Below are 26,594 nucleotides of genomic sequence, written 5' to 3' on the forward strand. Positions count from 1 at the left end.
TGGCTTTTGAGTAGAAAAAAAAGAGAAAAAATGAAGAATCAGCTGACGATGAAATTAGGCTTGATCATTACAGGGATATTAGTGTTCTGTACTGTTATGATTTCCGTGTCCATGTACCGGGCAAATTATCAGGAAATCAAAAAGGCGGCAGGTATAGAGGCATTCGGCTGTGCAAATATTACAACAGCGCTAATCGATCCCTCGGATGTCCAAAAGATTCTGGGCGGTGACAGCTCTGTATCAGGGAAAGTCGGCGATGAAATCAGCTGGACTGTTGATCATAAGCAGATTTTTGCCGGCCAGTATATCATCGATCCTGATGGAAAACTGCTCGCAGGGGATAAAAATATCCTTGACCAAGGTTTTGCCGTGGGTGACACTTTCTACGTCGATAAAGAAGCGATCGAGCAACTGCTCGAAACAAGGTCGCCATCTTATTCAAATGTCTATTCTTTTGGAGGGATGAAGCGGCTGACAGGCTATGCACCTATTTTTGCCGATCACGATCCATCCAAAGAGATCATCGCTATCAGTGCCATTGATTTTGAGGCAGGGATACTGCATGACAGAACTTGGGAAATGGTGAAAGGAAGTTTATTGTTCGCTATTGTCCCAATTATCATTGCAGGTATTTTGACAATACTTCTGATCAAAAAATCAACCGATCCGCTTAATCAGATTATCGTATATGCGAGGAGAGTCGCTAACGGTGATTTGACGGCGGAAGATCTGCAACTGAAAAAACAGGATGAAATCGGCCAATTGGCAACTGACCTTAATAGTATGGTCGGCCATCTTCGGGAAGTGATTGGAAGTGTATCCTCCAGCTCGGCTGAAGTTGCTTCCACATCAGAGCAATTATCGTCAGGGACGGAGGAAATCTCAGCGGCTGCTGAACGGAACACCGAGAGCATTACAAATGTGAAGGCCGGCTCCGAGAAACAGCTGAATATTGTCCAAAAGACGAACGAAACACTTTTTGCCATATCCGGAAGAACAGAAGAAATCAGCTTGAAGGCGCAATGGCTGAACGATGACTCTGGGGTGACACTTAAGAAAGCACAGGGTGGCCACGAAGCGATCGACCAGGCTGTTGCCCATATGGGAACGATCAATGATCGGACGATCGACCTGTCACGCTCGATGGGGGTCCTGTCAGCGAAATCGGAAGAAATCGACCATATATTGACGGTTATAGCGAACATCTCGAAACAGACAAATCTTCTCGCTTTGAATGCGGCGATTGAAGCGTCAAGGGCAGGGGAGCATGGCCAGGGCTTTGCCGTTGTGGCTGCGGAAATCCGCAAACTGGCTGAACAGTCCGCTCTATCAACCGACCAGATCGGCGCTTTGATCCATGAAATCCAGGAGAGCATGCTGGATGCAGCACGCATAACGGATGAGAGTGTAAAGACCGTAGAAACGGGCAGGGATATGATTGAGAATGCCGGTTTAGCCTTCAATGATATTATGGGGTCAATTACGGCAGTATCCGGGGAAATTAGTGAAATTTACAAGGGAATTGGTCTGATCAACGATAATATTCAGGAAATCGTTTCGGCGATGGGGACAATAGAAGAAGTTGCGGCGGACAATGCCAATAAAACGGTTTTAATCGCAGCCCAGTCGGAGGAACAGACAGCTTCGATAGAAGAAATTACCTCCTTGATGATTTCCTTGTCAAAAATGGCCGAGGAACTGAAGGCGAAAGTGAATTATTTCAAGCTGAGCCAATAAAAAAACTTGGGAGATTTTTCTCCCAAGTTTTTTTAATCCTTTTTCTCTAGCGCCGCTTTCAAGGCTTCGGCCAGCGGATTGGTGAATGTTTCATCAGGTGAGTATTTTTTCAGTAGCTGTTTCTCTTCCCGCTTTGAAACCGCCTTTTTCTGCTTGTCGGCTTTTTCGACTACATTGCAACGTCTGCACTGGAAGTAGAGGCCCGCAGAACCTTGATGCATTTCCATTTTTTTATGGCATTGCGGACATCGCTTATTGCTGAGCTTTGGATCCTTTCTTTTCCTGTACCCGCATTCGCGGTTGGAACAGACGAGGATCCGTCCGTCTTTTCCTTTCACTTCTTTCATAAGTGAGGAACATTCAGGGCATTTTGAGCCCGTCAGGTTATGGGCCTTGTATTTTTTGTCGCTTTGCTTGATCTCTGTCACGAGCTGTTTCGCCTGCTTGCGGATATTGCGGAGGAAGGCTTCAGGATTGCCTTTTCCTCTGGCGATTTTCTCCAGCTCATCCTCCCATTTCGCCGTCAGCTCTGGCGATTTCAACTCATCATTAACCAGCTCGATCAGCTGTTTTCCTTTCGCAGTCGGGTGAAGCCTGTTGCTCTGGCGGTCGATCGCTTCTGAACCGAGCAGCCGTTCAATAATGTCCGCTCGTGTTGCCGGTGTGCCAAGCTGGTATTTTTCCATTTTTGCAAGCAGATCGGCTTCCGTATACCTTTGAGGCGGTTCGGTCATTTTTTTCTCGGCAAATGCTTCCTGGACGGTTAAGGTCTGGCCCTGTTTCAAATGGATCATCCTCTTTGGAAGATGCCCGTCGTCCTCTTTTCCGAGCACCGCTTTATAGCCGAGGTCTATGATGATCGATTCTTTAGTGGAAAATGTCTCTCCCGCGATGTTGAAGACCGCCTGGATCGTCTCATAACGGTAGGCAGGATAAAACATCGATAGAAAACGGCGTACAATCAGGTCATAGAGCTTCCGTTCATCGGGTGAGAGATTGCCTGGGACCGGTCGTTCATCGGTCGGGATGATTGCATGGTGATCGGTGACCTTCTCATTGGAGAAGACACGCTTCAACGTCACCTTTCCATTTTTCCTGAGGGCAGGAGCTGTTTCCTCTTTATAAAGGCCTTTCAATGACTGCAAGCGATCGAGCATGGTGTTCTCCATATCGGTCGTCAGGTATCGGGAATCTGTTCTCGGATAGGTGACAAGCTTATGCTGTTCGTACAGCCCTTGTAAAACATTCGATGTTTTCTTCGCTGAGAAACCAAACTTGCGGTTGGCATCGCGCTGCAATTCCGTCAAATCATAGGGAAGAGGCGGCTGATCGCTTTTTTCCTTCCTTGTGACAGAGACGATGTCAGCTGTTTCGCCTTTTACTTTTTCAACGATTTTTTCAGCGGTTGCGGCATCAAAGATCCGTTTCTCGCCATTTTTTTCCCATGTCGCATCGAGAAGGCCAGCCTTGGCATGGATAATGCTGTATTCTTTCGGTGTAAATGCCTGAATTTCTTTTTCTCGCTCTAATATCATGGCAAGTGTCGGGGTCTGAACTCTGCCTGCGGACAACGGGTCATCGTATTTTACCGTCAGTGCGCGTGTAACATTCAATCCAATCAGCCAGTCAGCCTCCGAGCGGCAGACGGCAGAGGCATACAGGTCATCATATTGCTTAGCATCCTTGAGTTGCCGGAATCCGTCTTTAATTGCCTTGTCTGTCTGTGAGGAGATCCATAATCTTTTGACCGGCTTGTTCCAACGGATTTTCTCAATAATCCAACGAGCGACAAGCTCCCCTTCGCGTCCTGCATCAGTAGCGATAATCAGCTCTTTAAGATCCTTGCGTTTTGCTGCCTGCTCAATTCCTTTAAATTGAGCGGTTGTTTGCCGGATAATCTTCTTCCCCATTTTGTCAGGGATGATCGGCAAATCCTCCATTTTCCAGTTTTTATATCCTGGATCGTAGTCTTCCGGCATTTTGAGCTCGACCAGATGGCCAAGTGCCCAAGTTACGATGTAATTCGGACCTTCTATATAATGTTTCTGTTTATTGGTACAACCAAGCACCCGGGCAAGCTCTCTTGCCACACTCGGTTTTTCAGCAAGTACAAGTGATTTCAATTCGATAAACTCCCTTCCGTACAGCATCTAGCCGCTACTGATTAGTATAACGAACTTGAAGCGAAACAGAAAACAAATAAATTTCAGCAAAAGTCCATACAAAAAGAAAGGCGTTTGAATAGGATATGGTGAAACAGATTTGGGAGGTGGAATGCATGGGCTTCGGATGGGGCGGCTGCGGCTATGGCGGTGGTTACGGCTATGGCGGCGGTTACGGCGGAGGCGGTTATGGCCGCAACTTCGCATTGATTGTCGTGTTGTTTATTCTATTGATTATCGTCGGTGCTGCTTGGCTGTAAGACTCTGCATCGAGGATGCGGTAAAGGGATCTCAGATCCCTTTACTGCCCATACATAAAAAACCTCAATCCCTGAAAATCGGATGAGGCAATTTCAGTTATTCGATTGCAGCTTTTCTTCCAACGTTAGGACCTTTTCAGCAATGATGTCACAGATTTCTTGATATTTAGCCCAAATCTCGATTTCCGAGCGGCCAGTTTTCTCAGGTGCCGGCACATCCCATTTGACGAGCTTTTCCATGTAGGGAGAGGGAAGAGGGGGTGCCGACTCATGGTGGAAATCATAAAGAGCAATAATACAGGATGCGCTCTGCAGCAGTTGATCATTGACGAGGCGGACAGGCTTTCTGGATAAATCTATGTTCACTTCCCGCATGGCTTTAATGCTGAGCGGATGCCTTTCACTTCGTTTCCAACCCGAACTGGAGACATTCCAATCATCCAGTCTAGCCCGTTCCGCCCATGCTTCTGCCATCGCACTGCGGTTATGCAGCGGGGAAAGAAAATACAGTAAATTATCGGCCATATCATGAAGTCCTTTCCTGATGATTTCATTATTCTATACCCGGCCGCCAGCCGAATAAGCGAAATTTCATGATATTCATTAAAAAAGGAAACATTCTGGCAGAAAAAAAGCGACAAACTGCAGCTGTCGCTCTATTCTCTATTATTCTGCAGTATAACTTGTTGCCTCAGGTAAAATGATGATAAAGGTTGTCAATTTTTCATTAGACTCACAGAGAAGCCGTCCTTGATGTTTGGTGATGATGTCTTTAGAGACATAAAGACCGAGACCAGTTCCGGTTTTTTTATTTGTAACAAACGGTTTAAAGATATTAGCCATTAGATCATCGGGAATTTTTGGACCTGGATTTGCCGTTTTGATGATAACCTCTCCATCCTCACGATATCCTTCAATACTGATGACAGACGGGTGGGCGGTAGCTCCTGAAAGTACTTCGAGCGCATTGAAAATAATATTGATCAACACTTGGCGGATCTCTTCTCTTTGGCCAAAAACAAACAAGTCATCTTGCAAGTCCAGATGCAATTCTACATTGACTTCCAATAATCGGGGATAAATAAATTCAGTCACTTGCTCTATTAGTCTATTCATAGAAAAAATGGATGAGTCCTGTTCAAATTGTTCCCGTTTGGACAGTGTCAGAAATTGTGTAATCCGGTATTTTAATTGCTCAAGTTCGTCCGATATAATGTCCATATAAGGAAGTTCAGGATGCTCTGCCTGAAGAAGCTGGACAAATCCGTGAACGGTTGTCAGTGGATTTCTGAATTCATGGACGAAGCTGGATGTCATTTGCCCAAGCAGCGTTAGGCGCTCTTCATGGCTTTCTTGTATGTATTCTTGGTTTGCAGCCGCAGATTGTCCCTTGTCGGCTGACAAAGTTTGGAGCAGGCAGTACAGGAAGTGATCAATAATATCACCTATACGGTCATACACTTCCAACGTCTTTTCGTTAACTTCCATGGTGTGAACGAATTTTTTGAAGAGGATCGTTTTGCCCATATTAATGTTGTAGACGAGATGTTCAATTTTTGTATCCGGATTAATATAGCTTTTTACGAGTTGCTTGGATAAATTCTCTAAGTACAATTCAAGATCTTCAACCTCAAGAGTGATGGCTTTCCCTATCACCTCCAGGAAAAGGAGCCCATTCTCCTTGAACAAGGTAGATGTTATTGGTTCAGAAAACTCAATCATCTTTTTTTCGCATTGGAAAAAGATCTCATTTTTCCTGGATTTTAAGATTGAGAGAATATCAAGGGCCAGCGGATTCATTTTTTCACCTCTTTATTTATTATAGCAAGGAGGGGGATAAAGTGAAACGTCTAAAAAGGAATCACTTTCCATAAAGCAAAAGAACCAAGGCGAGGCGGCTTTCGACCTTTTCTCTCAATATATGATGGATACGATGCTTTATTCCACTATCGCTATAAGAAGATAGCCTTCCTTGAGCGGGGAAGACTATCCATTTACTGTACAACGAGCAAATCTGCTGTCGAATGCTTCAGCAATTCATCGTTCGCGTTTTTTTGAGCAAATCTTTCAAAGATGTTTCTTTCGGTGTGACCGATTACAATAAGGTCTACATCGTTAAATTCGGCATAGTCCAACAAACTTTTTGGCGAATCATTGCGTAGATTGATGAATTCCGCGAGAACCGCATGCTTGTTAAGTATATCTTTAGCCTCAAACTTCGCTTCTTGATCGACCGACTCTTCAGGCGGCGTCCCTTGGGCACGCTCAATCCCCCTTGTGCCGATGGGGGGTTCAGCGTAAATACCAGTGTCCGGCATCGGTTGCAAAATGTACTGGTGTTCTTTCGGAGCATCATAGTATGCAATATCGTGGTCAACCGGCGGCAAACCTGCCTTTGCCACTGTCAATTTTGCGTTTCCCATTAATTTTACCATAATAGCTGCTTTCTCTAGTGCTTTTTGGCTGTTTTTTGATTCGTCAAAACCTACTAAAATATGCCTATACATTTTTTGACACTCCTCGTGTATAATAGTATTTGTAATAGAGTAAAAATTATTTACCCAATTTTCAGACAAGTAAGCTGGCGAGAAAGAGGCTCTTTTGGAAAATTGGTTGGTTTTACTCTACCCGCTGTATGCAGAGTGTTAAACAAAATCATGCGTACAAGCCTAGGGATTGAGAGGACTTACTCTTGTTTTTTCATCTGGCAGAGCGGAAGAGCTGCAACTGTTGGCCATTTTGATCTGCTGTCATCCATATGAGTTTCAGGGTAAACGCAAGGCATTGCCTATGATGGGGTGATTAGAATGAAAAAAGAGAAGAAGCTGCAAGCACATCCGGCGATCCGCAAATGCATGCAGCATCTGGAAGTAATCGAGGCAAGTGACAAGACAAGGCAAATTGTTTATATGTACATGAAGGCTATGGATGAGGAAATTCTTGCACTGAAGGAGAACAGTCAAGAAAACCGGGAAATGTAAAGATCTGGGTAACCTTGTCAAAAGCAGCCATTATTGATCAACCGGTCTAGAGGTCGGTTGATTTTTTATTTCCCTTGCAACAACAACTATATTAGAATGTAGGTTGAGATTGGATTATGGAGGCACAACGATGGATTATCTCCACAAAATTAGAGCAACGATCAGAAGACTTTGGAAAAGGGCACACCTTACCCAACTATTGTTGCTCGTCATGTCCCTTTTTCTATTGATCAATTTAGGTTATTTCGCTTACCTTGCCAACAAGGCCAATGTCGATACATTGAAACAGGGGTTGGCGCAATCAACAATCATCTTTGACAAAGACGGAGATGTTGCCAGCAAAATTTCCGCTAACCGGGTGGAAGGTGTCGCAATTGACAAAGTGCCGGACGATCTGAAAAATGCGATCATCGCGATTGAAGACCACCGTTTCATGGAACACCGCGGCTTTGATTTGCGGGGCATGACCCGGGCTTTTTTCCTTAACTTAACATCGGGAAGGATCCGGGCAGGAGGAAGCACGATCACTCAACAGCTGACAAAAAACGCTTTGCTCTCCGATGAAAGAACATACAGGAGAAAATTGGAGGAAATCTTCCTCGCGGTTGAAATAGAGAAGAAGTACAAAAAAGATGAAATCCTGGAAATGTATATGAACCAGATCTATATGGGGAACGGCATATGGGGCGTACAAAAAGCATCCAAGAAATATTTCGGTAAGGACGTCTCAAACCTGACACTTGGCGAGTCAGCGATGCTAGCAGGAATCATCAACAGACCTACAGGGCTCGATCCGTATAAGCATCTGGATGATTCCATCAAGCGCCGGAACGTCGTGTTGGGTGCAATGAAGAAATACGGGAAGATAACAGATGCGGAATACGAAGCAGCCATCCATGAGAAAGTCGTGCTCGACGATAAAAGTGCAGATCCGCTAAAGGGCAAATATCCGTATTATGTCGACGCCATTTTTAACGAGGCCATCAAGGAATATGGGTTGACGCAGGATGCCATCTTAACAAAGGGGTATCAGATCTATACTGAAATGGATCAAAATCTCCAGTCCGTGCTCGAGAAGGTGTACCAGAACGATTCTCTCTTCCCTGTCAGCAGTGACGGAACACTCGCCCAGAGCGGGGCTGTACTAATGGATCCGAAAACAGGCGGACTGCGGGCACTTGTTGGGGGTAGGGGCCAACATACGTTCCGTGCCTATAACCGTGCGACTCAGCTTACTGCCCAACCCGGTTCCGTTATGAAGCCGCTCTCTGTTTATGTGCCGGCTCTGGAAGCGGGTTATGATGCCCACTCCATGTTAAAGGACGAGCAGGATGCAAAGTTCGGCAAATATCAGCCAAGAAATTCTAATGGTGTTTATGAAGGCGAAGTGCCGATGTATAAAGCGGTTGAACAGTCTCTAAACGTTCCGGCAGTCTGGCTTCTAAATGAATTGGGAGTTGAAAAAGGGGTCGAATCGGTCAAGCGTTTTGGGCTGCCGCTTAAGGCTGAGGACGAGTTTTTGAGTCTGGCGCTCGGCGGAACAAAGACCGGTTATTCTCCAAAACAAATCGCCCAGGCTTATGGCGCCTTTGCTAATGAAGGTGTAATGGTGGAAGGGCATATTATCACCCAAATCATTTCGCCGACTGGCAATGTAGTCGGTGAAAAGAAACCAAAGAAAAAGAAAGTGATCAGTGCGTCAACAGCCGATAAAATGACGGAGATGCTGCTGAATGTTGTTGAGACGGGAACAGGACGCAATGCGAATATTCAAGGATTTCAAATGGCCGGCAAAACAGGCTCCACCCAGCTGCCGTTTGAAGATATAAAGAACGGCACGAAAGACCAATGGTTCGTGGGATACACGCCAAACATTGTTGGAGCCGTTTGGCTTGGCTACGATTATACTGACCGTCAGCACTATCTAGAGGGGACGAGCAGCGGCACGGTTGTTCCGATTTTCCGGTCGATAATGGAAAATACGTCCAAGTACATCGAACAGGGGGAATTCGGAGCCACTTCAATTAATAAACAGATTGAGGAGAAAGAAAAACGATCGCTTCGGGGCAGATGGAAAGAATTCGATGAAAAGATGACCGAGCAGACTGAAAAGTGGAAGCAGAAAATGAATGGAGGAAAAGGGAACTTCAATAAATTCAAGGAGAAGTTCAAGGAAGGAATCAATAAATTTAAAGGGGATTGATATCCGCCTTAGTGGCCCGGCAACTGCTTAGAGCCGCTAAAAACGGGAATGGAATGATGAATCCATTCCCGTTTTTTGTCCTGGAAACCGTGAATCTGTGTTCCAGGCGGACGCTTACCTACCTAAAGTGAAGTGTTTTTCCTAAGCGAAACACGTTGCTTTTAATCTGGTAGTGGGGAAGGTTGATTTTTGCTACAGTTGCTCGCTTTCCGCGGGTCGGGCGGTGCGCTTCGCGTCTTGCGGGTGCGGGGGCACCTGTCCCGCCCATCCCGCAGGAGTCTCGCCCTTTCGCTCCAATCAACCTTCAGCAGGTTTTGTTTAAAGCAACCTCCGCCTAAATTCACGCAATCTCCTATTCCTACGTTAACTAACCCGATCTAATTCTGCCTCTTTCCTGAACGATATCTTTGAAAATCAATTCCACGCATACGCATTCGTCTTTTTAAGCTCAAGCCTTGCCTCGCGGAAAGCAACAGGAACCGCATATTAACTAATACACACATAGAAGAAGACAGCGTTCAGAGACCTCCAACCTCCCCGGGCCGATTTTTTGCAGAAGGCATTGAAAACGGCTTCACTCTAGAAAAAACGGGAGAATTATGAGAAAATGGAATTGCTGTGAAAAAGAGATAAACAGGAGGACTGTACATATGGAGTACCGGATAGAACGCGATACAATTGGAGAAATCAAAGTGCCGGCAGACAAATACTGGGGAGCACAAACACAACGAAGCAAAGAAAATTTCAAAATCGGCGGCGAAAAAATTCCATTGGAAGTGATCCGTGCCTTTGCTCATCTCAAGAAGGCGGCAGCTGCTGCAAACAACAAGTTGGGCAATCTGTCCGACGCCAAAAAATCGGCGATCGTGCAAGCATGTGATGAAGTGCTGGCCGGAAAATTTGACGAGCATTTCCCATTGGTCGTATGGCAGACGGGAAGCGGTACGCAATCAAATATGAACGTGAATGAAGTGGTGGCGAGACGTGCCAACGAACTTCTTAAGGAGCAGGGATCCGATGAAAAAGTTCATCCTAATGATGATGTGAACATGTCCCAAAGCTCGAATGATACGTTCCCTACAGCAATGCATGTAGCAGCGTACGAGGAAATCCAGAAGAGGCTGCTTCCATCGCTTGTGCAATTACGGACGACGATCAAGCAAAAAGAAGAAGCGTACATGGACATTATCAAAATCGGCCGTACCCATCTTCAGGATGCCACTCCGCTTACACTTGGCCAAGAAATCAGTGGTTGGAGAGCGATGCTCGATCGCAGCGAAACGATGATCAAAGAAAGTGCGGAACATCTCCTGAACCTGGCGATCGGCGGAACGGCTGTTGGCACAGGCATTAACGCCCATCGTGACTTTGGCGATGAGGTTGCAGGGCAGCTTGCAGAGCAGACAGGCTATCACTTTGTCTCTTCAGATAATAAGTTTCACGCTCTGACCAGCCATGATGAAGTTGTTTACGTGCATGGTGCTTTGAAAGGCCTTGCAGCGGATTTAACGAAAATCGCAAATGATGTCCGCTGGCTCGCAAGCGGTCCGCGGAGCGGTATCGGAGAGCTCAGCATCCCGGCAAATGAACCGGGCAGCTCCATCATGCCAGGGAAAGTAAATCCGACACAAAGCGAGGCGCTGACGATGGCAGCTGTCCAAGTTTTTGGAAATGATGCGGCAATCGGCTTTGGAGCGAGCCAGGGGAATTTTGAACTGAATGTATATAAACCGGTCATCATTTATAACTTCCTCCAATCTGTCCACTTAATGGCGGATGGAATGAAGTCGTTCGATGAAAATTGCATGCAGGGACTCGAGCCGAACCGGGACGTTATTGAAGAAAACGTCAACCGTTCTCTTATGCTCGTTACAGCACTGAATCCACATATCGGCTATGAAAAAGCAGCGGAAATTGCCAAACTGGCATTTAAAGAAGGAACAACCTTGAAGGAAGCTGCCCTCAAAACTGGTTATTTGACGGAAGAGCAATACGATGAATGGATTGTTCCAAGCAAAATGGTTAACCTGTAAAGGATAAAAGGCCCCCCGGCGTTGCCGGGAGGCCTTTCTGCCACGTATATGAAGTTTTTGCTTTTTAGAATCCGCCCAATTGTTGTTGTGCCATGGAGACCAGGCGTTTTGTGATTTCTCCACCTACAGAACCGTTTGCACGTGAAGTTGTTTCTGCACCAAGATTAACACCAAACTCTTGAGCGATTTCAACTTTCATTTGCTCCAATGCTTGCTCTGCACCAGGTACTAAAAGTTGGTTGGAATTGTTGCTGTTTGCCATTTTGTGTCAACTCCTTGTTGTGTTTTAGTTAATGGTTGGGTTAGCCGGAATTGCACCGGCCCACATAATGTGACCGCTTGGTATAACCCAATGATAGAGGAATTGCTTGTACCTATATTATGTTTTGAATGACGGGAAATATACTTTGCGGCAAAATGGCAAATAAAAACAAGACCACCTGCCATAACCAGGCAGGTGGTCTTGTCATGTAACTTATCGGATTCTGCTTTCTGTTTCTGTATCGAAAAAGTGTGCTTTGTTCATATCGAAAGCAAGGTCCATCTTCTGGCCAGGCTGTACTTCTGTTCTCGAATCGATTCTTGAAACGAAGTCTTGATTGCCGACCTTAGAGTAAAGCATAGTTTCGGCACCTGTCAGCTCCGCCACTTCGATTGTAACGTTGATCTTTGTGCCAGGGGAAGCATCGATGAAAGCTGGCTCATCATGGATATCTTCAGGACGGACGCCCAATGCCACTTCTTTGCCGATATAGCCTTGATCGCGGAGCATTTTCATTTTTCCTTCAGGAACCGTGATGACGAATTCATTTTCCAGCTTGAATCCGCTATCGACCAAAGTGCCATGGAAGAAGTTCATCGCAGGAGACCCGATGAAACCGCCGACGAAGATGTTTTCCGGATGGTCATACACTTCTTTCGGTGTACCGACTTGCTGGATAATGCCATCTTTCATGACAACAATCCGGCTCGCCATCGTCATTGCTTCAGTCTGGTCATGCGTTACATAAATGGTTGTCGTCTGCAGCCGCTGATGAAGCTTAGCAATTTCCGCCCTCATTTGAACACGGAGTTTTGCATCCAAGTTGGAAAGCGGCTCGTCCATGAGGAATACCTTCGCATCCCGGACGATGGCACGGCCCAAAGCAACACGCTGGCGCTGACCGCCGGAAAGGGCTTTCGGTTTCCGGTCGAGGAAATTTTCCAAGCCAAGGATTTTGGCGGCGTTTTGCACACGCTGGTCAATTTCAGCTTTCGGCATCTTTCTCAGTTTCAGGCCGAATGCCATATTATCATAAACGCTCATATGCGGATAAAGCGCATAGTTTTGGAAAACCATCGCGATGTCACGGTCTTTCGGAGCAACATCATTTACGCGTTTGTCATCGATGAAGAAATCACCCTTCGTAATTTCCTCCAATCCGGCGATCATCCGCAAAGTAGTCGATTTTCCGCACCCGGATGGGCCGACGAAAACGATAAATTCCTTGTCTTGCACATGCAGGTTAAAGTCCTCAACCGCTGTCACTTTATTGTCGTATACTTTGTAAATATGATCCAATCGTAATTCTGCCAAAATCATTGCCTCCCCAAAATGTTTTCGTTGTATTCATCATAAGGGAGGCGCTTTCATTTTCATATGTCAACTTGCACAAACTCGGAACGCATTTTTCGTCAATATAACAAAAATTCATTTTTCATCCAGATCAAGACAAGCCATGTAGACAAAAAGTGCCCCGGCAAACTGTTTAATATCAATGCCTGTCTTCTCGATGAACTTTTCTATCCGATATTGCAGGCTGTTCCGGTGCATGAAAAGTTTCTTAGCAGTCGAAGTGGCATTAGCCAGGCACTCGATGTAGGTGACAACTGTCTTTTTTAGCTCAGGGTCACCTAAAAGATACTCCCGTATATCCTGGAACATCATCTGCTTATCATCTAAAGGCAATCCGTCCCGTAAGAAAAAGGGCATGACGGTCTCTCTCGTAAACATGCGCACACCCGGCATATTGTCGATTGCTTTTTTGAACCAAATCTTCTCTGCCTGATACAAACTCCGAAGAAGCGGGTCAGTTTTCATAAAATGCCCGATGAAAAAGTGGATTTTAAAGAAAAAATCACTTTCAAACATCTGGACGGCAGATAAAAGCTCATGCTCAGGCAGTGCCAGTTGTTTCTGAAACTCGATGATTACACCCTCGTGTTTAGAAACGGGGATTAATTGGACTTCACCGGTGAACAGGCTTTTAAGTGCCTCTTCCCAGTCTTCGAATAAGAAGTCATCTTGTATATGCGACATTTGGTAATGGATAAACCGGCATTCGGCATGCTTTGTATCCGGTATTGGACCGTTACCCGACAAGAATCGCTGCCAGTATTCTGTAGCTTGATCGATCGGAAAAGTTTGGTCCCTGCCGGTTATTGGGAATAAGGTTTGAAGCAGTTCCTGTTCATTTATCGGCAATGTTTCCCGGGATATGCCAATATATTGCTGATCAACTTGCAGCCAAAGACTATCATCCATTTCTGCGGGCCGCTCCGAAATTTTTGCTTTCGGGTAAAGCTGCAAAAGCTTGTCCAACATAATTATTCGCCCCAAGTCTGACAGAGACTTCAGATTTCTTCGGGCGGGTCCTCAGGAAAAAAATCGGTCGTCTCTTCGATATTCGTTGAGTCATCCCGCATGAAAACATGGCCGCCGGCCATGCCTTCGTTCACCATCCTGTCTACATCAAGATAGAATCGGTCCCGCCCTTCATGCTGCGAGTCAGGAAAAAATTGGGATGTTCGTTTCTTTCTAACCATGATTAGCACCTCCTATCGGCTAGTGTGCAATAGAAGGGACAGAATCATTCAAAATCAGCGTTGCTGGTCGTATACATGATAAATCATCAAATCGTGGATCTGTTTGATGATCTCGGACTCAAAGGATGGGTCAGGTGTCTCTCCTGTCCATTCAATTTTCCCGTCTGCACGGTAGATGCCGGTGTATTTCTTTTGCTGGAAATAAAAAGAGATCCGCCAGCCTGGCAGACGTTTGTCCTGATATAAAGATTGAAATTGGAAATGCTGGAACATCCGTTTCACCTCAGCTCTATTGTAGCAAAAAACGGCAACGTCCGCATCGAAAAATGAAACTTGGCACGCTGCGAAACGTATAAATAAGCAGGAAGAGCATGACTAAAAGTTGCCTGCTATTCTCTTTCTTCATTATAATCAAAACAGTGACTTTGCTTCAGCTTGGAGCAAGGAGGAGGGACCATATTGAAAGAAGCATTGCTCATGATATCATTCATGGTTTTAATTGGTGCACTAATTGGCGGCTTTACAAACTTTTTAGCAATTAAGATGTTATTCCGGCCGTATCGGCCTATCTATATCGGCAAGTGGAAGCTGCCGTTTACCCCCGGTTTGATTCCAAAAAGACGAAGTGAGCTCGCTGCACAGATTGGAAAACTCGTAGTAGAACATCTTGTCACACCTGAAAGCATCCGAAAAAAGCTGGAGGACGATGCGTTTAAGTCGGAAATGGATCTATGGTTCAGAGACAAGGTGAACAGCTGGCTGGATAAAGGAGTCACAGTCGGGCAATTGCTTGGAAAAGCCCATATCGACCAACCGGAAGAACAGGCAAGAGCCTATGTACGGAGAGTACTCGACAAGAAGTATGCAGCAGTGAAAGGGCGTTTTTGGGAAAAGGAACTGCAGGAGATCATTCCGCTGGAATGGGAAGAGACGGTACGCAGTAAAATCCCTGAGACGAGCGACATGATTTTAAAGAAAGCTGCAGATTATTTCTCCAGCGATGAGGGCAAAGAAAAAATTAAAGTCATGATTGAGAACTTTTTAAAAGAGCGTGGGAAGCTTTGGAATATGGTGCAAATGTTTATTGGGAATGATTCATTGGCAGATAAACTTCAGCCCGAACTGCTCAAGTTTTTCCATAATGAGGGGACGAGAACGCTCGTTGCAAATGTCCTTGAAAGTGAATGGGACAAGCTCCGCGGAAAATCGGCAAGCGAAATATTACCCGCTCTGAATGACAAAAAAATATTGGATCAAATTGAAAAAGGTATAATGGATGCAGCCGGTGTTGATAAAGTATTGAACATGACAGTGAAAGAGTTGCTTTCGCCCCATATGGACAAATTGGAGGCGGAGTGGATTCCGAATTTCCTCGCCGCCGCAGGGATTTATATTGCCGGCCGGTCCAATGAGATGCTCAGAAGGTTTCAAGTTGAACAGATTGTCAAAGATCAAATTGAATCGTTCTCATTGGAATATCTCGAAGGGCTTGTCATTTCAATTGCAAAAAAAGAATTGGCGATGATTACTTATTTAGGCGCTATTCTTGGAGGAGCCATCGGAGTGATTCAAGGATTGATTGTGATACTCACTTCATAAGGAACAGTTTTTATTCTGCTGAAGTATGGTAGAATAACCCGGAGAGGAGGTTTTACCAATGGCAACAAACTTATATGACTATGCGTATGAACTTGAAAAGGCGATGAGACAGAGCGAGGAATATGTCCATCTGAAAAGCATGTATGACGCCGTGGCGAATGATGCGACAGCGAGCAGTCTGTTCGATGAGTTCCGGAATGTCCAAATGAGCCTGCAGCAAAAGCAGATGCAAGGAATGGACATTACAGAAGATGAAGTGATGGAAGCTCAGGTTGTAGCGAACCGAGTGCAGGAAAACGAAAAAGTCACCAAGCTGATGGAAGCGGAACAACGGATGAGCATGGCAATCACAGAACTGAACAAAATCATCATGAAGCCGCTAGACGAATTATATGGCCCCATGAATGGATAACAGGAAGTGGCCGCCCTTTAGAGGGCGGCTTTTTGCTTTCCGGTCTTTTCTTCCTTATAGGCACATATACTTGATAGAAACAAGAGTGACATGCCGGATAGGGGGAACAACCATGATTTATAAAATGCTCGTCTTAAATATTGATGGTACACTGCTGCAAGAAAATGGGCGTTTAAATAAACTGACACGTGATGCCATCGAGTATGCCAGCGGAAAAGGGATTGTAGTTGTGCTCGCCACCTCGAGAAATTTTCCTTCAGCAAAGAGAGTGGCAAAGTCAATGAAGACAGTAACGGCGATTGTAGCTCATCATGGTGCATTTATTGGTGAGGATTTGAACAATCCGATTTTCGTGAAAAGGATAGAAGACCAGACAGCCGGTGAGCTTGTGGCTTTGCTGGAATCTTACTCATGCCGGATCAAGCTGGTACACGAAAAGTTTTCCGTGGGAAATAAAGTGGAACTGCCAGAGGGGATGATGGCAAAAGTCGTATTTCACGCCGCCAACCGCTTTTCCTATCCGGAGAGGTTTGTGGATGGATTGAGCGAATTCCTCCTCGATGAGCCAGTTGCGCCTCCTCATATCGAGGTGATTTTTACAGACAGAGCTTCGATGCTTGATGCGAAAAGAACAATCGAGGCGATGTATGACGAAGTTACATGTGTTGAGAAAGACGATGAGATGCTTGACCTCGTGCCAACCGGTGTCTCAAAACTGAACGGTGTCCGGCTTTTGTGCGAGCGGTTGGATATACGAAGGGAAGAGGTTGTGGCAATCGGATCAGGTTTTGACGATCTTCCCCTAGTTGAATGGGCTGGTATGGGAGTAGCGATGAAGAACTCACCGGCTGAGGTGCAGAAGGCAGCGGACTGGATCACACGCTCAAGCAGCGATAACGGTGTCGCTTATATGGTAAAAGAACATTTCAGACGGCAGCAGCGGATTGAGTTTTTGAAACAGAATAACATCAGCAAGTAGCACCGGTGAAGCCGGTGCTTTTTTCGTTTGGCGCTTCATTGCAGTTTCGGGCTTATTTTTGTAAAATGAGTTGAACTCCAGATACGAAGGATGAGATGTGATGAAGATCAATCTGAAAGGCTTACATGAAGAAAAATTGCATCGTCCGGTGCAGCTGATTATAAACTTGTTTTTTGAGGAGAGCTACGTTATTTTCCTTGACGGGGATGCTGTCCTCCCAGAAGAAGAGCTTAGTATTACTCTCTCATCTTCAGGTAATACCGTGACGGCCCGTTTAAGAGAAAAGGAGGCCGAGCTTACTTCTGGCGAAGTGCCGTTTGAGAAGGATGAGACCATGACACCGAAGGACCGTGAGAAAAGCTACAAGCGGGCGGTATCCCACGCGCTCCTCGATGTTTTGCAGCGTTATACGGGCATTGAGCAGAAATGGGGCATCTTGACGGGCATGCGGCCGACAAAACTGATGCACCAGCAGATCAGAAAGGGCATGCACAGAGAGACGGCTGTTCTTGAACTGCAAAAGAACTATTCCCTGAGTGAAGAAAAAATCGGTTTGATGAGAACAATTGCCGAACGCCAGCTTCATGTTCTTCCCGATTTATACGATCTAAAAAAGGAAGTAAGCATTTATATCGGCATTCCATTCTGTCCGACAAAATGTGCATACTGTACGTTTCCTGCCTATGCCATTCTCGGAAAGCAAGGAAGGGTCGATTCCTTTTTGAGCGGGCTTCACTATGAAATGAGGGAAACGGGCCGCTGGCTAAAGGAAAACGGGATTGGCATTACGACGATTTACTTTGGAGGCGGAACCCCGACCTCGATTACGGCAGAAGAAATGGACGCATTGTATGAAGAGATGCATGCCTCTTTCCCGGACGTGCAGAAGGTAAGGGAAATCACGGTGGAAGCTGGCCGGCCGGATACGATTACTCCAGATAAATTGCGAGTACTTAATAAATGGAACATCGACCGCATCAGCATCAATCCCCAATCTTATACGCAGGAAACGCTGAAGGCGATTGGCCGCCACCATACTGTCGAAGAAACAATTGAGAAATTTCACCTTGCACGCGAGTATGGAATGAAGAATATCAACATGGACCTGATCATTGGCCTGCCGGGAGAAGGTACGGAACACTTCGCCCACTCGCTTGCTGAGACCGAAAAACTGATGCCCGAGTCGTTGACTGTACATACCTTGAGTTTTAAGCGGGCCTCCGAAATGACGCGAAACCGGGACAAGTATACAGTCGCCCCTCGGACAGAAGCGGAAGATATGATGAAGATGGCGCAGAATTGGACTGCTGGTCATGGTTATTCGCCATATTATTTGTACCGCCAAAAAAATATTCTCGGCAACCTGGAAAATGTCGGCTATTCCCTCCCGGGGCAAGAAAGTCTTTATAATATTATCATTATGGAAGAAGTCCAGACGATTGTCGGTATCGGCTGCGGGGCTGCAAGCAAGTTCATCAACCCGAGAACCGGCAAAATCGAGCATTTGAACAATCCGAAAGATCCTAAGTCTTACAACGATTCTTTTGTCGAATATACCGATAAAAAGATTGAAATATTAAAGCAGCTTTTCACGCCTGACAAAGCAACACTTTGATATTGGCCCCCATACGAGGGGGGCTATTTTTAAAACCCCTTGTGAATGAATGGTCATTCAGTTATGCTTAATGTATCAAAGAGAGGGGGAGAAGATATGAATGCAGAATACCAATTTGTTTCCGCTGCGATGGAAGGCCAAACAGCCATCGTTACTTTGAATCGTCCCAATCAGTTAAATGCCCTTCATGCTCAATTGATTGAGGAGCTTGGCGATTGTCTGAAAACAATCAGCATGGATGCCAGCTTGAAAATCGTTGTGATCAAAGGGGAGGGCGGTGCTTTCTCTGCGGGCGGCGATATTAAAGAAATGCTCCGGATGGATGGGGAGGAACAGTTCTCTGCCATTATGGATCAAATCGGACAGTTGATCACGTCACTTTATACGATGCCGCAGCTGACCATCTCAGCGGTGGAAGGGGCTGCCGCCGGTCTGGGCTTAAGCCTTGCTCTTGCATCAGATTATGTCATCGCTGACAAACACGCAAAACTTGCGATGAACTTTATCGGCATCGGCCTGATTCCGGATGGCGGAGGTCATTTCTTTATGGAAAAAAGAGTGGGCATGCAGAAGGCGAAGCAATTGATCTGGGAAGGAAACGTGATGCGTGCTGAAGAGGCAGCTGCAATCGGTCTCATTGACCAAGAAACGGATAATTTGGAAGCAGCAGTCTCGGAGCAAATTGAACACTGGTTGAATAAGCCGCTTTCGGCGATGATCGAAACAAAAAAGATTTATGCCGAGCAGACCCGTGAGCATCTGCAAAAAGTATTGGAATTGGAGAAAAAGGGCCAATGGACGATGAGGCATACGAAAGATCATCACGAGGGCATACGGGCATTCGTGGAAAAAAGGAAGCCTGTTTTCAGCGGTGAATGATTGGACCGTTGAATCGTAACGGAAAAGCGGAGCGTGCAGCTCTCCGCTTTTTTGTTGCTCGGGGCTCGAGGTCGCTTTGAAAAAGAGCGGTTGGATTGGAAAACATCCACACGCTCTTTTCCTCCAGGGCCTGTCGCAGCTAAACAAGCCGCCTCCGCTTTTCGATTGTCCAGCTCCGGCTGCCAGCAACTAGCAGATTTCGCCTTTCTTCCTACGATAAGTCAACATCCGCTCCTTCGTCGCGGTGTTTTCTTTATCTCGTCAGAAAGGCTCCAATCTGTACGTTGCTAAACGGCAGCCTCCGCTTTTCGTTGTCCAGCTCCGGCTGCCAGCAACTAGCAGATTTCGCCTTTCTTCCTACGATAAGTCAACATCCGCTCCTTCGTCGCGTTGTTTCCTTTATCTCGTCAGAAAGGCTCCAATCTGTACGTTGCTAAACGGCAGCCTCCGCTTTCCGATTGTCCAGCTCCGGCTGCTAGCTGCTCGAGGTCATAAGCCAAGAAGGAATAAAGGCTGGAAAGCGCCTTTTTTTCTTTCTCATCTTATGCTTGTCGCAGCTGGGCAAGCCGCCTCCGCTTTTCGATTGTCCAGCTGCGGGCGATAGGGGCTCGGGGTCATAAGCCAAGAACAGAGGAAGGCAAAAAGCGCCTTCTTCTGTTCTCGTCTTATGCCTGTCGCCCCTGATCCATCGCCCTCCGCTTTTCGTGATGTCCAGCTCCGGCGGCTAGCTGCTCGAGGTCATAAGCCAAGAAGGAATAAAGGCTGGGAAGCGCCTTTTTTCCTTCTCGTCTTATGCTTGTCGCAGCTGGGCAAGCCGCCTCCGCTTTTCGTTGTCCAGTTGCGGGCGATAGGGGCTCGGGGTCATAAGCCAAGAACAGAGGAAGGCAAAAAGCGCCTTCTTCTGTTCTCGTCTTATGCCTGTCGCCCCTGATCCATCGCCCTCCGCTTTTCGTTTCACCTATGAAATAGTATTAGTTTGGCTTTTGGGGAGGTGCAGCGGTGGGTTTTTTCGATTAGGCCTTTTTCGGTCAGGATTTTGGTGCCGATTTCTTTGGCGGCTTGGTCGTTTGGTGCCTCGAAGTTTTCGTCGAGGAGTGTTTCGCCCGTTGGTTCGAAGGCGGTGAGTGTATAGTTTGGCATTTTGGTTCCTCCTTTATACTGAATATGTATTCATTTTTGCATATTTTTAACTATTTGAAAAGCCGATTTTTCGCGTTTGGTTGCGGTTTAAGGGAAGGTGGATGTATAATAAGAGAACGTATATTCGATGGAGGGGGTACTGTTTATGAAATCGATTCGTTTCATCCATGCGGCGGATCTGCATTTGGACAGTCCGTTTAAAGGGTTGAGCCATTTCCCGTCTGACTTGTTTCACCATATCCAGGAAAGCACATTTGTGGCTTTCTCACGTGTGGTCGATGCTGCTTTGGAGTATCGAGTTGATTTCCTCTTGCTTGCCGGTGATCTGTTTGACGGGGAAGATCGAAGCATCAAAGCTCAGGCAAGGCTGAATAAAGAGCTGGAACGCCTTGGTGACTCGGGCATTCCGGTTTTTGCTGTTCACGGGAATCACGATCATCTTTCGGGAGAATTCCTCGAATTAAAGATGCCTGATCATGTACATATATTTGGTACGGAGGTCGAATGCATTGAATTTCGGACAAAAAGTGGTGCCGACGTTCATATATATGGCTTCAGCTATCCGGAGCGCCATGTTTATGAGAAACAGATCAACAAGTATGTGAAAAAGGAGGGAGCGGATTTTCATATCGCGCTCCTGCACGGACAGTGGGAGGACGGCGGTGGAAGCCATCAGCCATATGCGCCTTTTTCCGTCCGTGATTTGCTGCAAAAGGGGATGGACTATTGGGCACTCGGACATATTCATCAGCAATCCATTCTCCATGAAGATCCGCTGATCGTTTATCCTGGCAATATTCAAGGTAGGCATGCCAATGAGCAAGGGGAAAAAGGCTGCCTATTAGTGGAATTGGCGGATGATGGAAAGCAAGTTATGGACATGATTCCTGCCTCTTCAATTATTTGGGACACGCTAGCGGTTGAATGCCAAGAGGGTTTTGATTTAGGCGCGCTTTATTCCTCTTGCTTGCAGAGGATAGAGGATAAGAGGGCTGCTTATGGGAAAAACCATCTGCTGGAGATCAAGCTGCAGCATACTGAACGGCTCGAGAAGAATTTGCGCCGCAAACTAGAGAACGGGGAATTTCTTGAACTCCTTCAAGCTGATCAGGCAACGGAGGATCCTTTTCTTTGGCCATACAAAATAGTGACCGAATACACAGCAGGTGTGAGTGAGTGGGAGAAAACTGCTTTTGCTGCAGCGCTCGGTGAAACCGCCGGGAGAATCGTCGGGGAGGGCCGATTGGGGGAGGCCTTCCAAGAGCTTTATTCTCATCCTTTTGCAAGCCGCTATCTTGAGCCGGTGCATGAAGAGGAAGAGGCGGCTCTATTTGAATCGGCAAAGAATCTGATTGCGGCAAGGTTGAATGAAAGGTGAGGTTTGAGTTCTATGAAAATTATCGGGCTCCATATTTTTGGGTATGGAAAATTTCATGATTATAAGCTTGATTCCATCCAAGACTTCCAGGTGTTTTACGGGGAGAACGAGGCAGGAAAAAGCACACTCATGTCCTTTATCCACAGTATGCTGTTCGGCTTTCCGACAAAACAGCAGGCAGCCTTGCGCTACGAGCCGAAGACACACGGACAGTACGGAGGCCGTCTTATTCTGGATACGGGTAAGAATGGTATCGTAAAAGTAGAGAGAGTGAGGGGGCGGGCTGCCGGGGATGTGACGGTTCTCCTCGAGGACGGTACGGTCGGCGGCGAGGGATTGCTGGCACAGCTGCTTGGCGGTATGGACAAAACAATGTACCAAAATGTCTTTTCATTTAATCTTGACGGTCTGCAAAACGTGCAGCGGCTAAAAGACGATGAAATCGCAAAATACTTGATTGCGGCCGGAACGGTCGGAACAGACCAGCTCCTTCAACTGGAAAACGAGCTTGATAAAGAGATGGAGCTTCTCTTCAAGCCGAATGGCCGAAAGCCGGAGCTTAATGTCCAGTTGAAGGAACTTCGCGATTTTGAAAAAAAGGTGAAGGAAGCAAAAAGCCATAATGGCCGCTACCACTCGTTATCTCAGCACCAAAAGGAACTGCAGAAGGAGATTACGCTGACGAGAGAGGAGATTCGACGGCTTTCAGATGAAAAGGACAACGCTGCTGAATGGAAGAAGAGGTGGCCAGTCTTACAGGAATGCAGGGAAGTGACCGAACGGCTTGCTCACCTCGAAGGGATTCGGTTTCCAGAGGATGGTTTGCGGAGATATGAAAAAGATGCTGATATCAAGATGCAGACAACAATCCAGATTGACGGATTGGAAGAACGGATGGAAGCCATCAGTAAAAAGTTAAGCAATGAACAAACGCTTGGCCAGCCTTTTGTTTTGCAGGCTGAGAAGCTGCTAACTGAATGGCCGAAGCAGCTTCAGGAGTATGACGAATGGAGAAGTCTTCAAAAAGAACTGGAAGAGATCGAGAAGAGAATCATATGGATTCGCCGTGAACTGCATTTGGATGATAAAGCAAGCTTTCAGGGTGCCAATGTCAGCCTTGACCAGAAAGTGAAGCTTAAAACAGTTGTCCGGAGTTATGACCGCTTTGTGCTTGAGGCGGAACAATTGCAGGCTCAGGTGGAAAAAGTAAAAATAGAGCTCGATGTATCGGAGAAAGAGTGCAGCCGAATCGAAGAGCAGCTGCTTCCCGAACAAGAATGGAGGGATTTGAAGCGCAAATTCGAACGGATGAAGTCGATAGAAAAGTTGGAATTGGAGAGGCGGTTTTTGGAGGAAGGTGTATTGCAGGCCAATTCGAGCGGGAAAAGGGAGAAGAGACAAAAAAGGAGGCTTGGTGCAGCTTTTGCTTCGATTGCCTTCCTTGGTTTCGTGCTGCTGTTCTTATTAGACGGAGCAGGCAAGTGGGCTGGTCTAGCAATGATTGCTGTAACTCTTTCATCTTCATTCCTTGTTCTGCGCAAAGATCCTCAAAATCATGCCGGTATGAAAGAAAGGCTTGATCAGCTAAACGCTGAAATTGAAAAACTATCCTCGGATCAGAAGTCAATACAAAAAATGTATGAACAGGCAGGACAGGCAAGGGAACAGTGGAAAGAGAGCTTTTCCAGATTATCGGAAATCGAGGAGAGGGCTGAAATGCTTTCCTCCGAGCTAGCAAGTAAAAGGAAAGGGCTGGCAGCGGCAGATCGTGAACTCGCAGTCTTGAAATCGGAAATCGGACTGCAGGCCGATTTTTCCAATGAAAAACTGGAAGAGGCGTTCGAATATATTAAAGAGTTTGTTCTTACAAAGGACAGGCATGCGTTGATCAAATCCAGGGTATCGGTACTTGCAGAAGGTTTGGAAAAAAGGTCGGCGGATTTGGCGCGGCTGGCTGACACAGCCGGCATCCATGGAAAGGATGATAATGAAAAGATCATCTTGCTAAAAGCGGCAATCAGAAAAGATCAGGAAAAAGAGAGTGAAGCAAAGGGTTTGAAAAAAAGATGGGCGGAAATGAAGGAAGAAAAAGACGTTCTTCTTAAAGAAAGAAATGCTGCAGACGTGAGGATTGGAAAGTTGTGGGAAGGAGCCGGTGTTGCAAATGAGGAGGCGTTCCGCAGACAGGCGCGGCTTTCTGCCGAAAAAACAAGCTTGGAAGAGCGCCTTGCTCTCCTGGTGAAACAGGCGGGGACAGATTGGTTAGAAGCGGTGACCGATAAAAAAACCCCTGATATGCTCGAAAAGACGATTAAGGAGCTTGAGAAGATTATAGAAGCAAAATCTGCCTTAGTGGCTGAGCGCATCGATCAATTGGCAGCAGTGAATTACGAGATGCAGGCGATTGAGGAAGGGGGAACCTATGCCGACAGGCTTCATGCGTACCATCAGCGCTTATCAAAATTCAATGAGGATGCCAAGCGTTGGGCAGAGCTCGCGGCAGCCAAGGCACTGTTACAGGAAACGATGGCAGTTTATAAGAAAGAGAGACTTCCAAAAGTAATGAATTTGGCAGAGGAATATTTGGCCTTGCTTACTGATTCTGAGTATAAGGAGATCCATCTCCAGCAGGACGGTCTCGTGTTTGTCGTGCGGCATGATGGCATGCTTTTCGCTCCTGGAGAATTAAGCAGGGGGACAGGAGAGCAGCTGTATACTGCACTACGCCTGGCCCTTGCCGACATGCTTCACGCTGAATATCCACTCCCGGTCATTATCGATGACGGGTTTGTTAATTTTGACCGGCCGCGGGCGGCTAAGGTACTGGAGCTTATGGAACGAGTGAGCGGAAAAATACAGGTTCTCTATTTTACATGCCAAGAGCATTTGGCAGCCCCGTTTTCTTCGGAATCAGTCATAACACTTGAGCGAAAGAGTGGCGCGAATGTCTCTGTGAAATGAAGGGCTCGGGAAATGGATTGGTATGATATAATTTTGTAAAGACAATAGAGTGGATTCGGGAGGGGTTTTAATGGCAAAAGAGCTTTTACAGCATGATGTCGGAGAGCAGGTGGAGCTGTTTCTGCTGATCAAAAATGCGGTCAGGGGTGTGGCGAGCAATGGCAAGCCTTTCTTGACACTGATCTTGCAGGATCGGTCCGGTGATATCGAGGCTAAACTGTGGGATGCAACAGATGAAGATGTAAAAACATATGCAAACGAGGCAGTGGTTAAGGTAGCAGGAGAGGTTCACAACTATCGGGGAAGGCTGCAGCTGAAAATCAGGCAAATCCGGCCTGCAGTCCCTCAGGACGGCATCCATGCAGCCGATTTGCTGGAAAAAGCCCCTATCAGTAAAAATGAGATTACTGATAAAGTAACGCAATATATTTTTGCGATGGAAAATCCAAACATGCAGCGGATTACCCGGCATCTGCTTAAAAAGTACAATGAGGGGTTTTTGGAATTCCCGGCTGCCACAAAAAATCATCACGAGTTTGTGTCCGGCTTAGGCTACCATGTCGTGTCGATGCTGGATTTGGCCAAGGCGATTGCGGATCTATACCCATCACTTGACCGCGATTTGCTTTACTCGGGAATTATCCTTCATGATCTTGGCAAGGTGATTGAGCTTTCTGGTCCTGTCTCCGCCACGTACACGATTGAAGGAAACCTGCTGGGCCACATTACGATCATGGTGAATGAAATTGGAAAAGCAGCGGAGGAACTTGGTATCCATGGCGAGGAAGTCGTCATCCTTCAGCACCTTGTCTTGAGTCACCATGGGAAGCCGGAGTGGGGGAGCCCAAAGCAGCCGATGATTAAAGAGGCGGAAATCCTCCATATGATCGATAATATTGATGCGAAAATGAATATGCTTGACCGGGCGTTGAAACGTGTCAAGCCCGGGGAATTTTCCGAACGAATTTTCCCGCTCGACAACCGTTCATTCTACAAGCCCACTTTCCATGACAAATGATTGACCTAAATGCCCTCTTTAGCGGAGGGCATTTTTTTTCGCTTCTGACATATAGTGTTGTAAGAGGACAAGCCGAAGAAGGAGGAATGGAGATGGAGCTTCCGTTGTGGATCTATGCGGTGATACTCGGCATTCTGGTGAGCGCGTATATGGCGATTAAAACAGCGAGGGAAGACAGGGAAATAGAAGATGAATGGATTGAAAAAGAAGGTGAGGTTTACTTGGAGAGGATGGAAAAAGAAAGAGAGCAGAGGAGCAAGGTAAAAACAGGATAAGAAAAAAAGCTGCCCATTAAAGTGGTACCTGTAGGTAGGACACTCGAAAAAAAGAGTGTTCAACCTGCAGGTGCTTTTTATATACTTGAAATTAAGAATATGGGATTAGGGGATAACATGAGCAAAGTAACTTTTTCGTCCGAACAGGTAAGTGCAC

The 26,594-nt window shown here is 46.3% G+C and carries 23 protein-coding genes and 1 pseudogene; 14 read left to right on the top strand and 10 right to left on the bottom strand.

Going from position 1 to position 26,594, the window contains the following annotated elements; all coding sequences use genetic code 11:
* The first annotated feature begins 6 nt into the window (after positions 1–6).
* Complete coding sequence (locus AC0TWI_RS06370; RefSeq protein ID WP_488125499.1) at positions 7–1,737, top strand: methyl-accepting chemotaxis protein; 1,731 nt, start codon at positions 7–9, stop codon at positions 1,735–1,737.
* A gap of 32 nt (positions 1,738–1,769) precedes the next feature.
* Here AC0TWI_RS06370 and AC0TWI_RS06375 read toward each other — a convergent pair whose 3' ends face one another.
* Complete coding sequence (locus AC0TWI_RS06375) at positions 1,770–3,860, bottom strand: DNA topoisomerase III (RefSeq protein ID WP_488125500.1); 2,091 nt, start codon at positions 3,858–3,860, stop codon at positions 1,770–1,772.
* A gap of 221 nt (positions 3,861–4,081) precedes the next feature.
* On the opposite strand from AC0TWI_RS06375, the pseudogene AC0TWI_RS06380 reads away from it, so the two are divergent.
* Positions 4,082–4,159 (top strand): annotated as a pseudogene (locus AC0TWI_RS06380) (YjcZ family sporulation protein); the annotation flags it as partial.
* Positions 4,160–4,252: 93 nt separating this feature from the next.
* On the opposite strand, the gene AC0TWI_RS06385 reads toward AC0TWI_RS06380, so the two are convergent.
* From AC0TWI_RS06385 to AC0TWI_RS06395, 3 genes are all read right to left on the bottom strand, one after another.
* Entirely contained in the window at positions 4,253–4,684 is a 432-nt protein-coding gene (locus tag AC0TWI_RS06385) for an arsenate reductase/protein-tyrosine-phosphatase family protein (protein WP_488125501.1), read from the bottom strand.
* Positions 4,685–4,825: 141 nt separating this feature from the next.
* A complete protein-coding gene (locus AC0TWI_RS06390; RefSeq protein WP_488125502.1) occupies positions 4,826–5,959 on the bottom strand; it encodes an ATP-binding protein in 1,134 nt (377 codons plus the stop codon).
* 194 nt (positions 5,960–6,153) lie between these two features.
* Positions 6,154–6,666, bottom strand: a complete 513-nt coding sequence (locus AC0TWI_RS06395; RefSeq protein ID WP_488125503.1) for a universal stress protein — start codon at positions 6,664–6,666, stop codon at positions 6,154–6,156.
* Between the two features lie 300 nt (positions 6,667–6,966).
* Between AC0TWI_RS06395 and AC0TWI_RS06400 the strand changes: the two genes are divergently transcribed.
* The 3 genes from AC0TWI_RS06400 to fumC all read left to right on the top strand — a co-directional run bounded on the left by AC0TWI_RS06400 (position 6,967) and on the right by fumC (position 11,376).
* Positions 6,967–7,140 carry a hypothetical protein gene (locus tag AC0TWI_RS06400; RefSeq protein WP_488125504.1) on the top strand — a complete coding sequence of 58 codons (174 nt, stop codon included), beginning with the start codon at positions 6,967–6,969 and terminating at the stop codon, positions 7,138–7,140.
* Between the two features lie 130 nt (positions 7,141–7,270).
* Positions 7,271–9,343 (top strand): transglycosylase domain-containing protein, encoded by a 2,073-nt coding sequence (locus tag AC0TWI_RS06405; RefSeq protein WP_488125505.1) that lies wholly within the window; start codon positions 7,271–7,273, stop codon positions 9,341–9,343.
* A 650-nt stretch (positions 9,344–9,993) separates the two neighbouring features.
* Positions 9,994–11,376 (top strand): class II fumarate hydratase, encoded by a 1,383-nt coding sequence (gene fumC, locus AC0TWI_RS06410; RefSeq protein ID WP_488125506.1) that lies wholly within the window; start codon positions 9,994–9,996, stop codon positions 11,374–11,376.
* 64 nt (positions 11,377–11,440) lie between these two features.
* Here fumC and AC0TWI_RS06415 read toward each other — a convergent pair whose 3' ends face one another.
* The 5 genes from AC0TWI_RS06415 to AC0TWI_RS06435 all read right to left on the bottom strand — a co-directional run bounded on the left by AC0TWI_RS06415 (position 11,441) and on the right by AC0TWI_RS06435 (position 14,454).
* Positions 11,441–11,638, bottom strand: a complete 198-nt coding sequence (locus AC0TWI_RS06415) for an alpha/beta-type small acid-soluble spore protein (RefSeq protein WP_488125507.1) — start codon at positions 11,636–11,638, stop codon at positions 11,441–11,443.
* A gap of 213 nt (positions 11,639–11,851) precedes the next feature.
* A complete protein-coding gene (locus AC0TWI_RS06420) occupies positions 11,852–12,952 on the bottom strand; it encodes an ABC transporter ATP-binding protein (RefSeq protein ID WP_488125508.1) in 1,101 nt (366 codons plus the stop codon).
* A gap of 114 nt (positions 12,953–13,066) precedes the next feature.
* Entirely contained in the window at positions 13,067–13,960 is an 894-nt protein-coding gene (locus AC0TWI_RS06425) for a helix-turn-helix domain-containing protein (protein WP_488125509.1), read from the bottom strand.
* Between the two features lie 29 nt (positions 13,961–13,989).
* Positions 13,990–14,181 carry a hypothetical protein gene (locus AC0TWI_RS06430; protein WP_488125510.1) on the bottom strand — a complete coding sequence of 64 codons (192 nt, stop codon included), beginning with the start codon at positions 14,179–14,181 and terminating at the stop codon, positions 13,990–13,992.
* 54 nt (positions 14,182–14,235) lie between these two features.
* Positions 14,236–14,454, bottom strand: coding sequence for a DUF5342 family protein (locus tag AC0TWI_RS06435; RefSeq protein ID WP_488125511.1), 219 nt, complete (start codon positions 14,452–14,454; stop codon positions 14,236–14,238).
* Positions 14,455–14,640: 186 nt separating this feature from the next.
* On the opposite strand from AC0TWI_RS06435, the gene AC0TWI_RS06440 reads away from it, so the two are divergent.
* From AC0TWI_RS06440 to AC0TWI_RS06460, 5 genes are all read left to right on the top strand, one after another.
* The gene (locus AC0TWI_RS06440; RefSeq protein WP_488125512.1) at positions 14,641–15,780 is read left to right on the top strand and encodes a DUF445 domain-containing protein; all 1,140 of its coding nucleotides are present in this window, start codon (positions 14,641–14,643) and stop codon (positions 15,778–15,780) included.
* Positions 15,781–15,838: 58 nt separating this feature from the next.
* Positions 15,839–16,192, top strand: a complete 354-nt coding sequence (locus AC0TWI_RS06445) for a YlbF/YmcA family competence regulator (protein ID WP_488125513.1) — start codon at positions 15,839–15,841, stop codon at positions 16,190–16,192.
* A gap of 112 nt (positions 16,193–16,304) precedes the next feature.
* Positions 16,305–17,171: an HAD-IIB family hydrolase gene (locus AC0TWI_RS06450; protein WP_488125514.1), complete on the top strand. Its 867-nt coding sequence runs from the start codon at positions 16,305–16,307 to the stop codon at positions 17,169–17,171.
* A 100-nt stretch (positions 17,172–17,271) separates the two neighbouring features.
* The gene (locus tag AC0TWI_RS06455) at positions 17,272–18,786 is read left to right on the top strand and encodes a coproporphyrinogen III oxidase (protein WP_488125515.1); all 1,515 of its coding nucleotides are present in this window, start codon (positions 17,272–17,274) and stop codon (positions 18,784–18,786) included.
* Positions 18,787–18,882: 96 nt separating this feature from the next.
* Positions 18,883–19,665: an enoyl-CoA hydratase gene (locus AC0TWI_RS06460; protein ID WP_488125516.1), complete on the top strand. Its 783-nt coding sequence runs from the start codon at positions 18,883–18,885 to the stop codon at positions 19,663–19,665.
* A 954-nt stretch (positions 19,666–20,619) separates the two neighbouring features.
* Here AC0TWI_RS06460 and AC0TWI_RS06465 read toward each other — a convergent pair.
* Positions 20,620–20,805 (bottom strand): YhzD family protein, encoded by a 186-nt coding sequence (locus AC0TWI_RS06465; protein ID WP_488125517.1) that lies wholly within the window; start codon positions 20,803–20,805, stop codon positions 20,620–20,622.
* A 145-nt stretch (positions 20,806–20,950) separates the two neighbouring features.
* Between AC0TWI_RS06465 and AC0TWI_RS06470 the strand changes: the two genes are divergently transcribed.
* The 4 genes from AC0TWI_RS06470 (at position 20,951) to AC0TWI_RS06485 (ending at position 26,437) form a co-directional block, all read left to right on the top strand.
* Positions 20,951–22,183: a metallophosphoesterase family protein gene (locus AC0TWI_RS06470; protein WP_488125518.1), complete on the top strand. Its 1,233-nt coding sequence runs from the start codon at positions 20,951–20,953 to the stop codon at positions 22,181–22,183.
* Positions 22,184–22,195: 12 nt separating this feature from the next.
* Positions 22,196–25,144: an ATP-binding protein gene (locus AC0TWI_RS06475; RefSeq protein WP_488125519.1), complete on the top strand. Its 2,949-nt coding sequence runs from the start codon at positions 22,196–22,198 to the stop codon at positions 25,142–25,144.
* Between the two features lie 70 nt (positions 25,145–25,214).
* Positions 25,215–26,162, top strand: a complete 948-nt coding sequence (yhaM, locus tag AC0TWI_RS06480; protein ID WP_488125520.1) for a 3'-5' exoribonuclease YhaM — start codon at positions 25,215–25,217, stop codon at positions 26,160–26,162.
* A 92-nt stretch (positions 26,163–26,254) separates the two neighbouring features.
* A complete protein-coding gene (locus AC0TWI_RS06485; RefSeq protein ID WP_488125521.1) occupies positions 26,255–26,437 on the top strand; it encodes a sporulation YhaL family protein in 183 nt (60 codons plus the stop codon).
* The last annotated feature ends 157 nt before the right edge of the window (positions 26,438–26,594 follow it).

The sequence above is a fragment of the Lederbergia sp. B243.17 genome, from assembly GCF_057657925.1.

Excerpts from the sequence above, each read along its gene's own strand:
- AC0TWI_RS06385 (WP_488125501.1), bottom strand. The coding sequence starts at position 4,684 with ATGGCCGATAATTTACTGTATTTTCTTTCCCCGCTGCATAACCGCAGT.
- AC0TWI_RS06390 (WP_488125502.1), bottom strand. The coding sequence starts at position 5,959 with ATGAATCCGCTGGCCCTTGATATTCTCTCAATCTTAAAATCCAGGAAA.
- AC0TWI_RS06395 (WP_488125503.1), bottom strand. The coding sequence starts at position 6,666 with ATGTATAGGCATATTTTAGTAGGTTTTGACGAATCAAAAAACAGCCAA.
- AC0TWI_RS06400 (WP_488125504.1), top strand. The coding sequence starts at position 6,967 with ATGAAAAAAGAGAAGAAGCTGCAAGCACATCCGGCGATCCGCAAATGC.
- AC0TWI_RS06405 (WP_488125505.1), top strand. The coding sequence starts at position 7,271 with ATGGATTATCTCCACAAAATTAGAGCAACGATCAGAAGACTTTGGAAA.
- fumC (WP_488125506.1), top strand. The coding sequence starts at position 9,994 with ATGGAGTACCGGATAGAACGCGATACAATTGGAGAAATCAAAGTGCCG.
- AC0TWI_RS06415 (WP_488125507.1), bottom strand. The coding sequence starts at position 11,638 with ATGGCAAACAGCAACAATTCCAACCAACTTTTAGTACCTGGTGCAGAG.
- AC0TWI_RS06425 (WP_488125509.1), bottom strand. The coding sequence starts at position 13,960 with ATGTTGGACAAGCTTTTGCAGCTTTACCCGAAAGCAAAAATTTCGGAG.
- AC0TWI_RS06430 (WP_488125510.1), bottom strand. The coding sequence starts at position 14,181 with ATGGTTAGAAAGAAACGAACATCCCAATTTTTTCCTGACTCGCAGCAT.
- AC0TWI_RS06435 (WP_488125511.1), bottom strand. The coding sequence starts at position 14,454 with ATGTTCCAGCATTTCCAATTTCAATCTTTATATCAGGACAAACGTCTG.
- AC0TWI_RS06445 (WP_488125513.1), top strand. The coding sequence starts at position 15,839 with ATGGCAACAAACTTATATGACTATGCGTATGAACTTGAAAAGGCGATG.
- AC0TWI_RS06450 (WP_488125514.1), top strand. The coding sequence starts at position 16,305 with ATGATTTATAAAATGCTCGTCTTAAATATTGATGGTACACTGCTGCAA.
- AC0TWI_RS06455 (WP_488125515.1), top strand. The coding sequence starts at position 17,272 with ATGAAGATCAATCTGAAAGGCTTACATGAAGAAAAATTGCATCGTCCG.
- AC0TWI_RS06460 (WP_488125516.1), top strand. The coding sequence starts at position 18,883 with ATGAATGCAGAATACCAATTTGTTTCCGCTGCGATGGAAGGCCAAACA.
- AC0TWI_RS06465 (WP_488125517.1), bottom strand. The coding sequence starts at position 20,805 with ATGCCAAACTATACACTCACCGCCTTCGAACCAACGGGCGAAACACTC.
- AC0TWI_RS06470 (WP_488125518.1), top strand. The coding sequence starts at position 20,951 with ATGAAATCGATTCGTTTCATCCATGCGGCGGATCTGCATTTGGACAGT.
- AC0TWI_RS06475 (WP_488125519.1), top strand. The coding sequence starts at position 22,196 with ATGAAAATTATCGGGCTCCATATTTTTGGGTATGGAAAATTTCATGAT.
- yhaM (WP_488125520.1), top strand. The coding sequence starts at position 25,215 with ATGGCAAAAGAGCTTTTACAGCATGATGTCGGAGAGCAGGTGGAGCTG.
- AC0TWI_RS06485 (WP_488125521.1), top strand. The coding sequence starts at position 26,255 with ATGGAGCTTCCGTTGTGGATCTATGCGGTGATACTCGGCATTCTGGTG.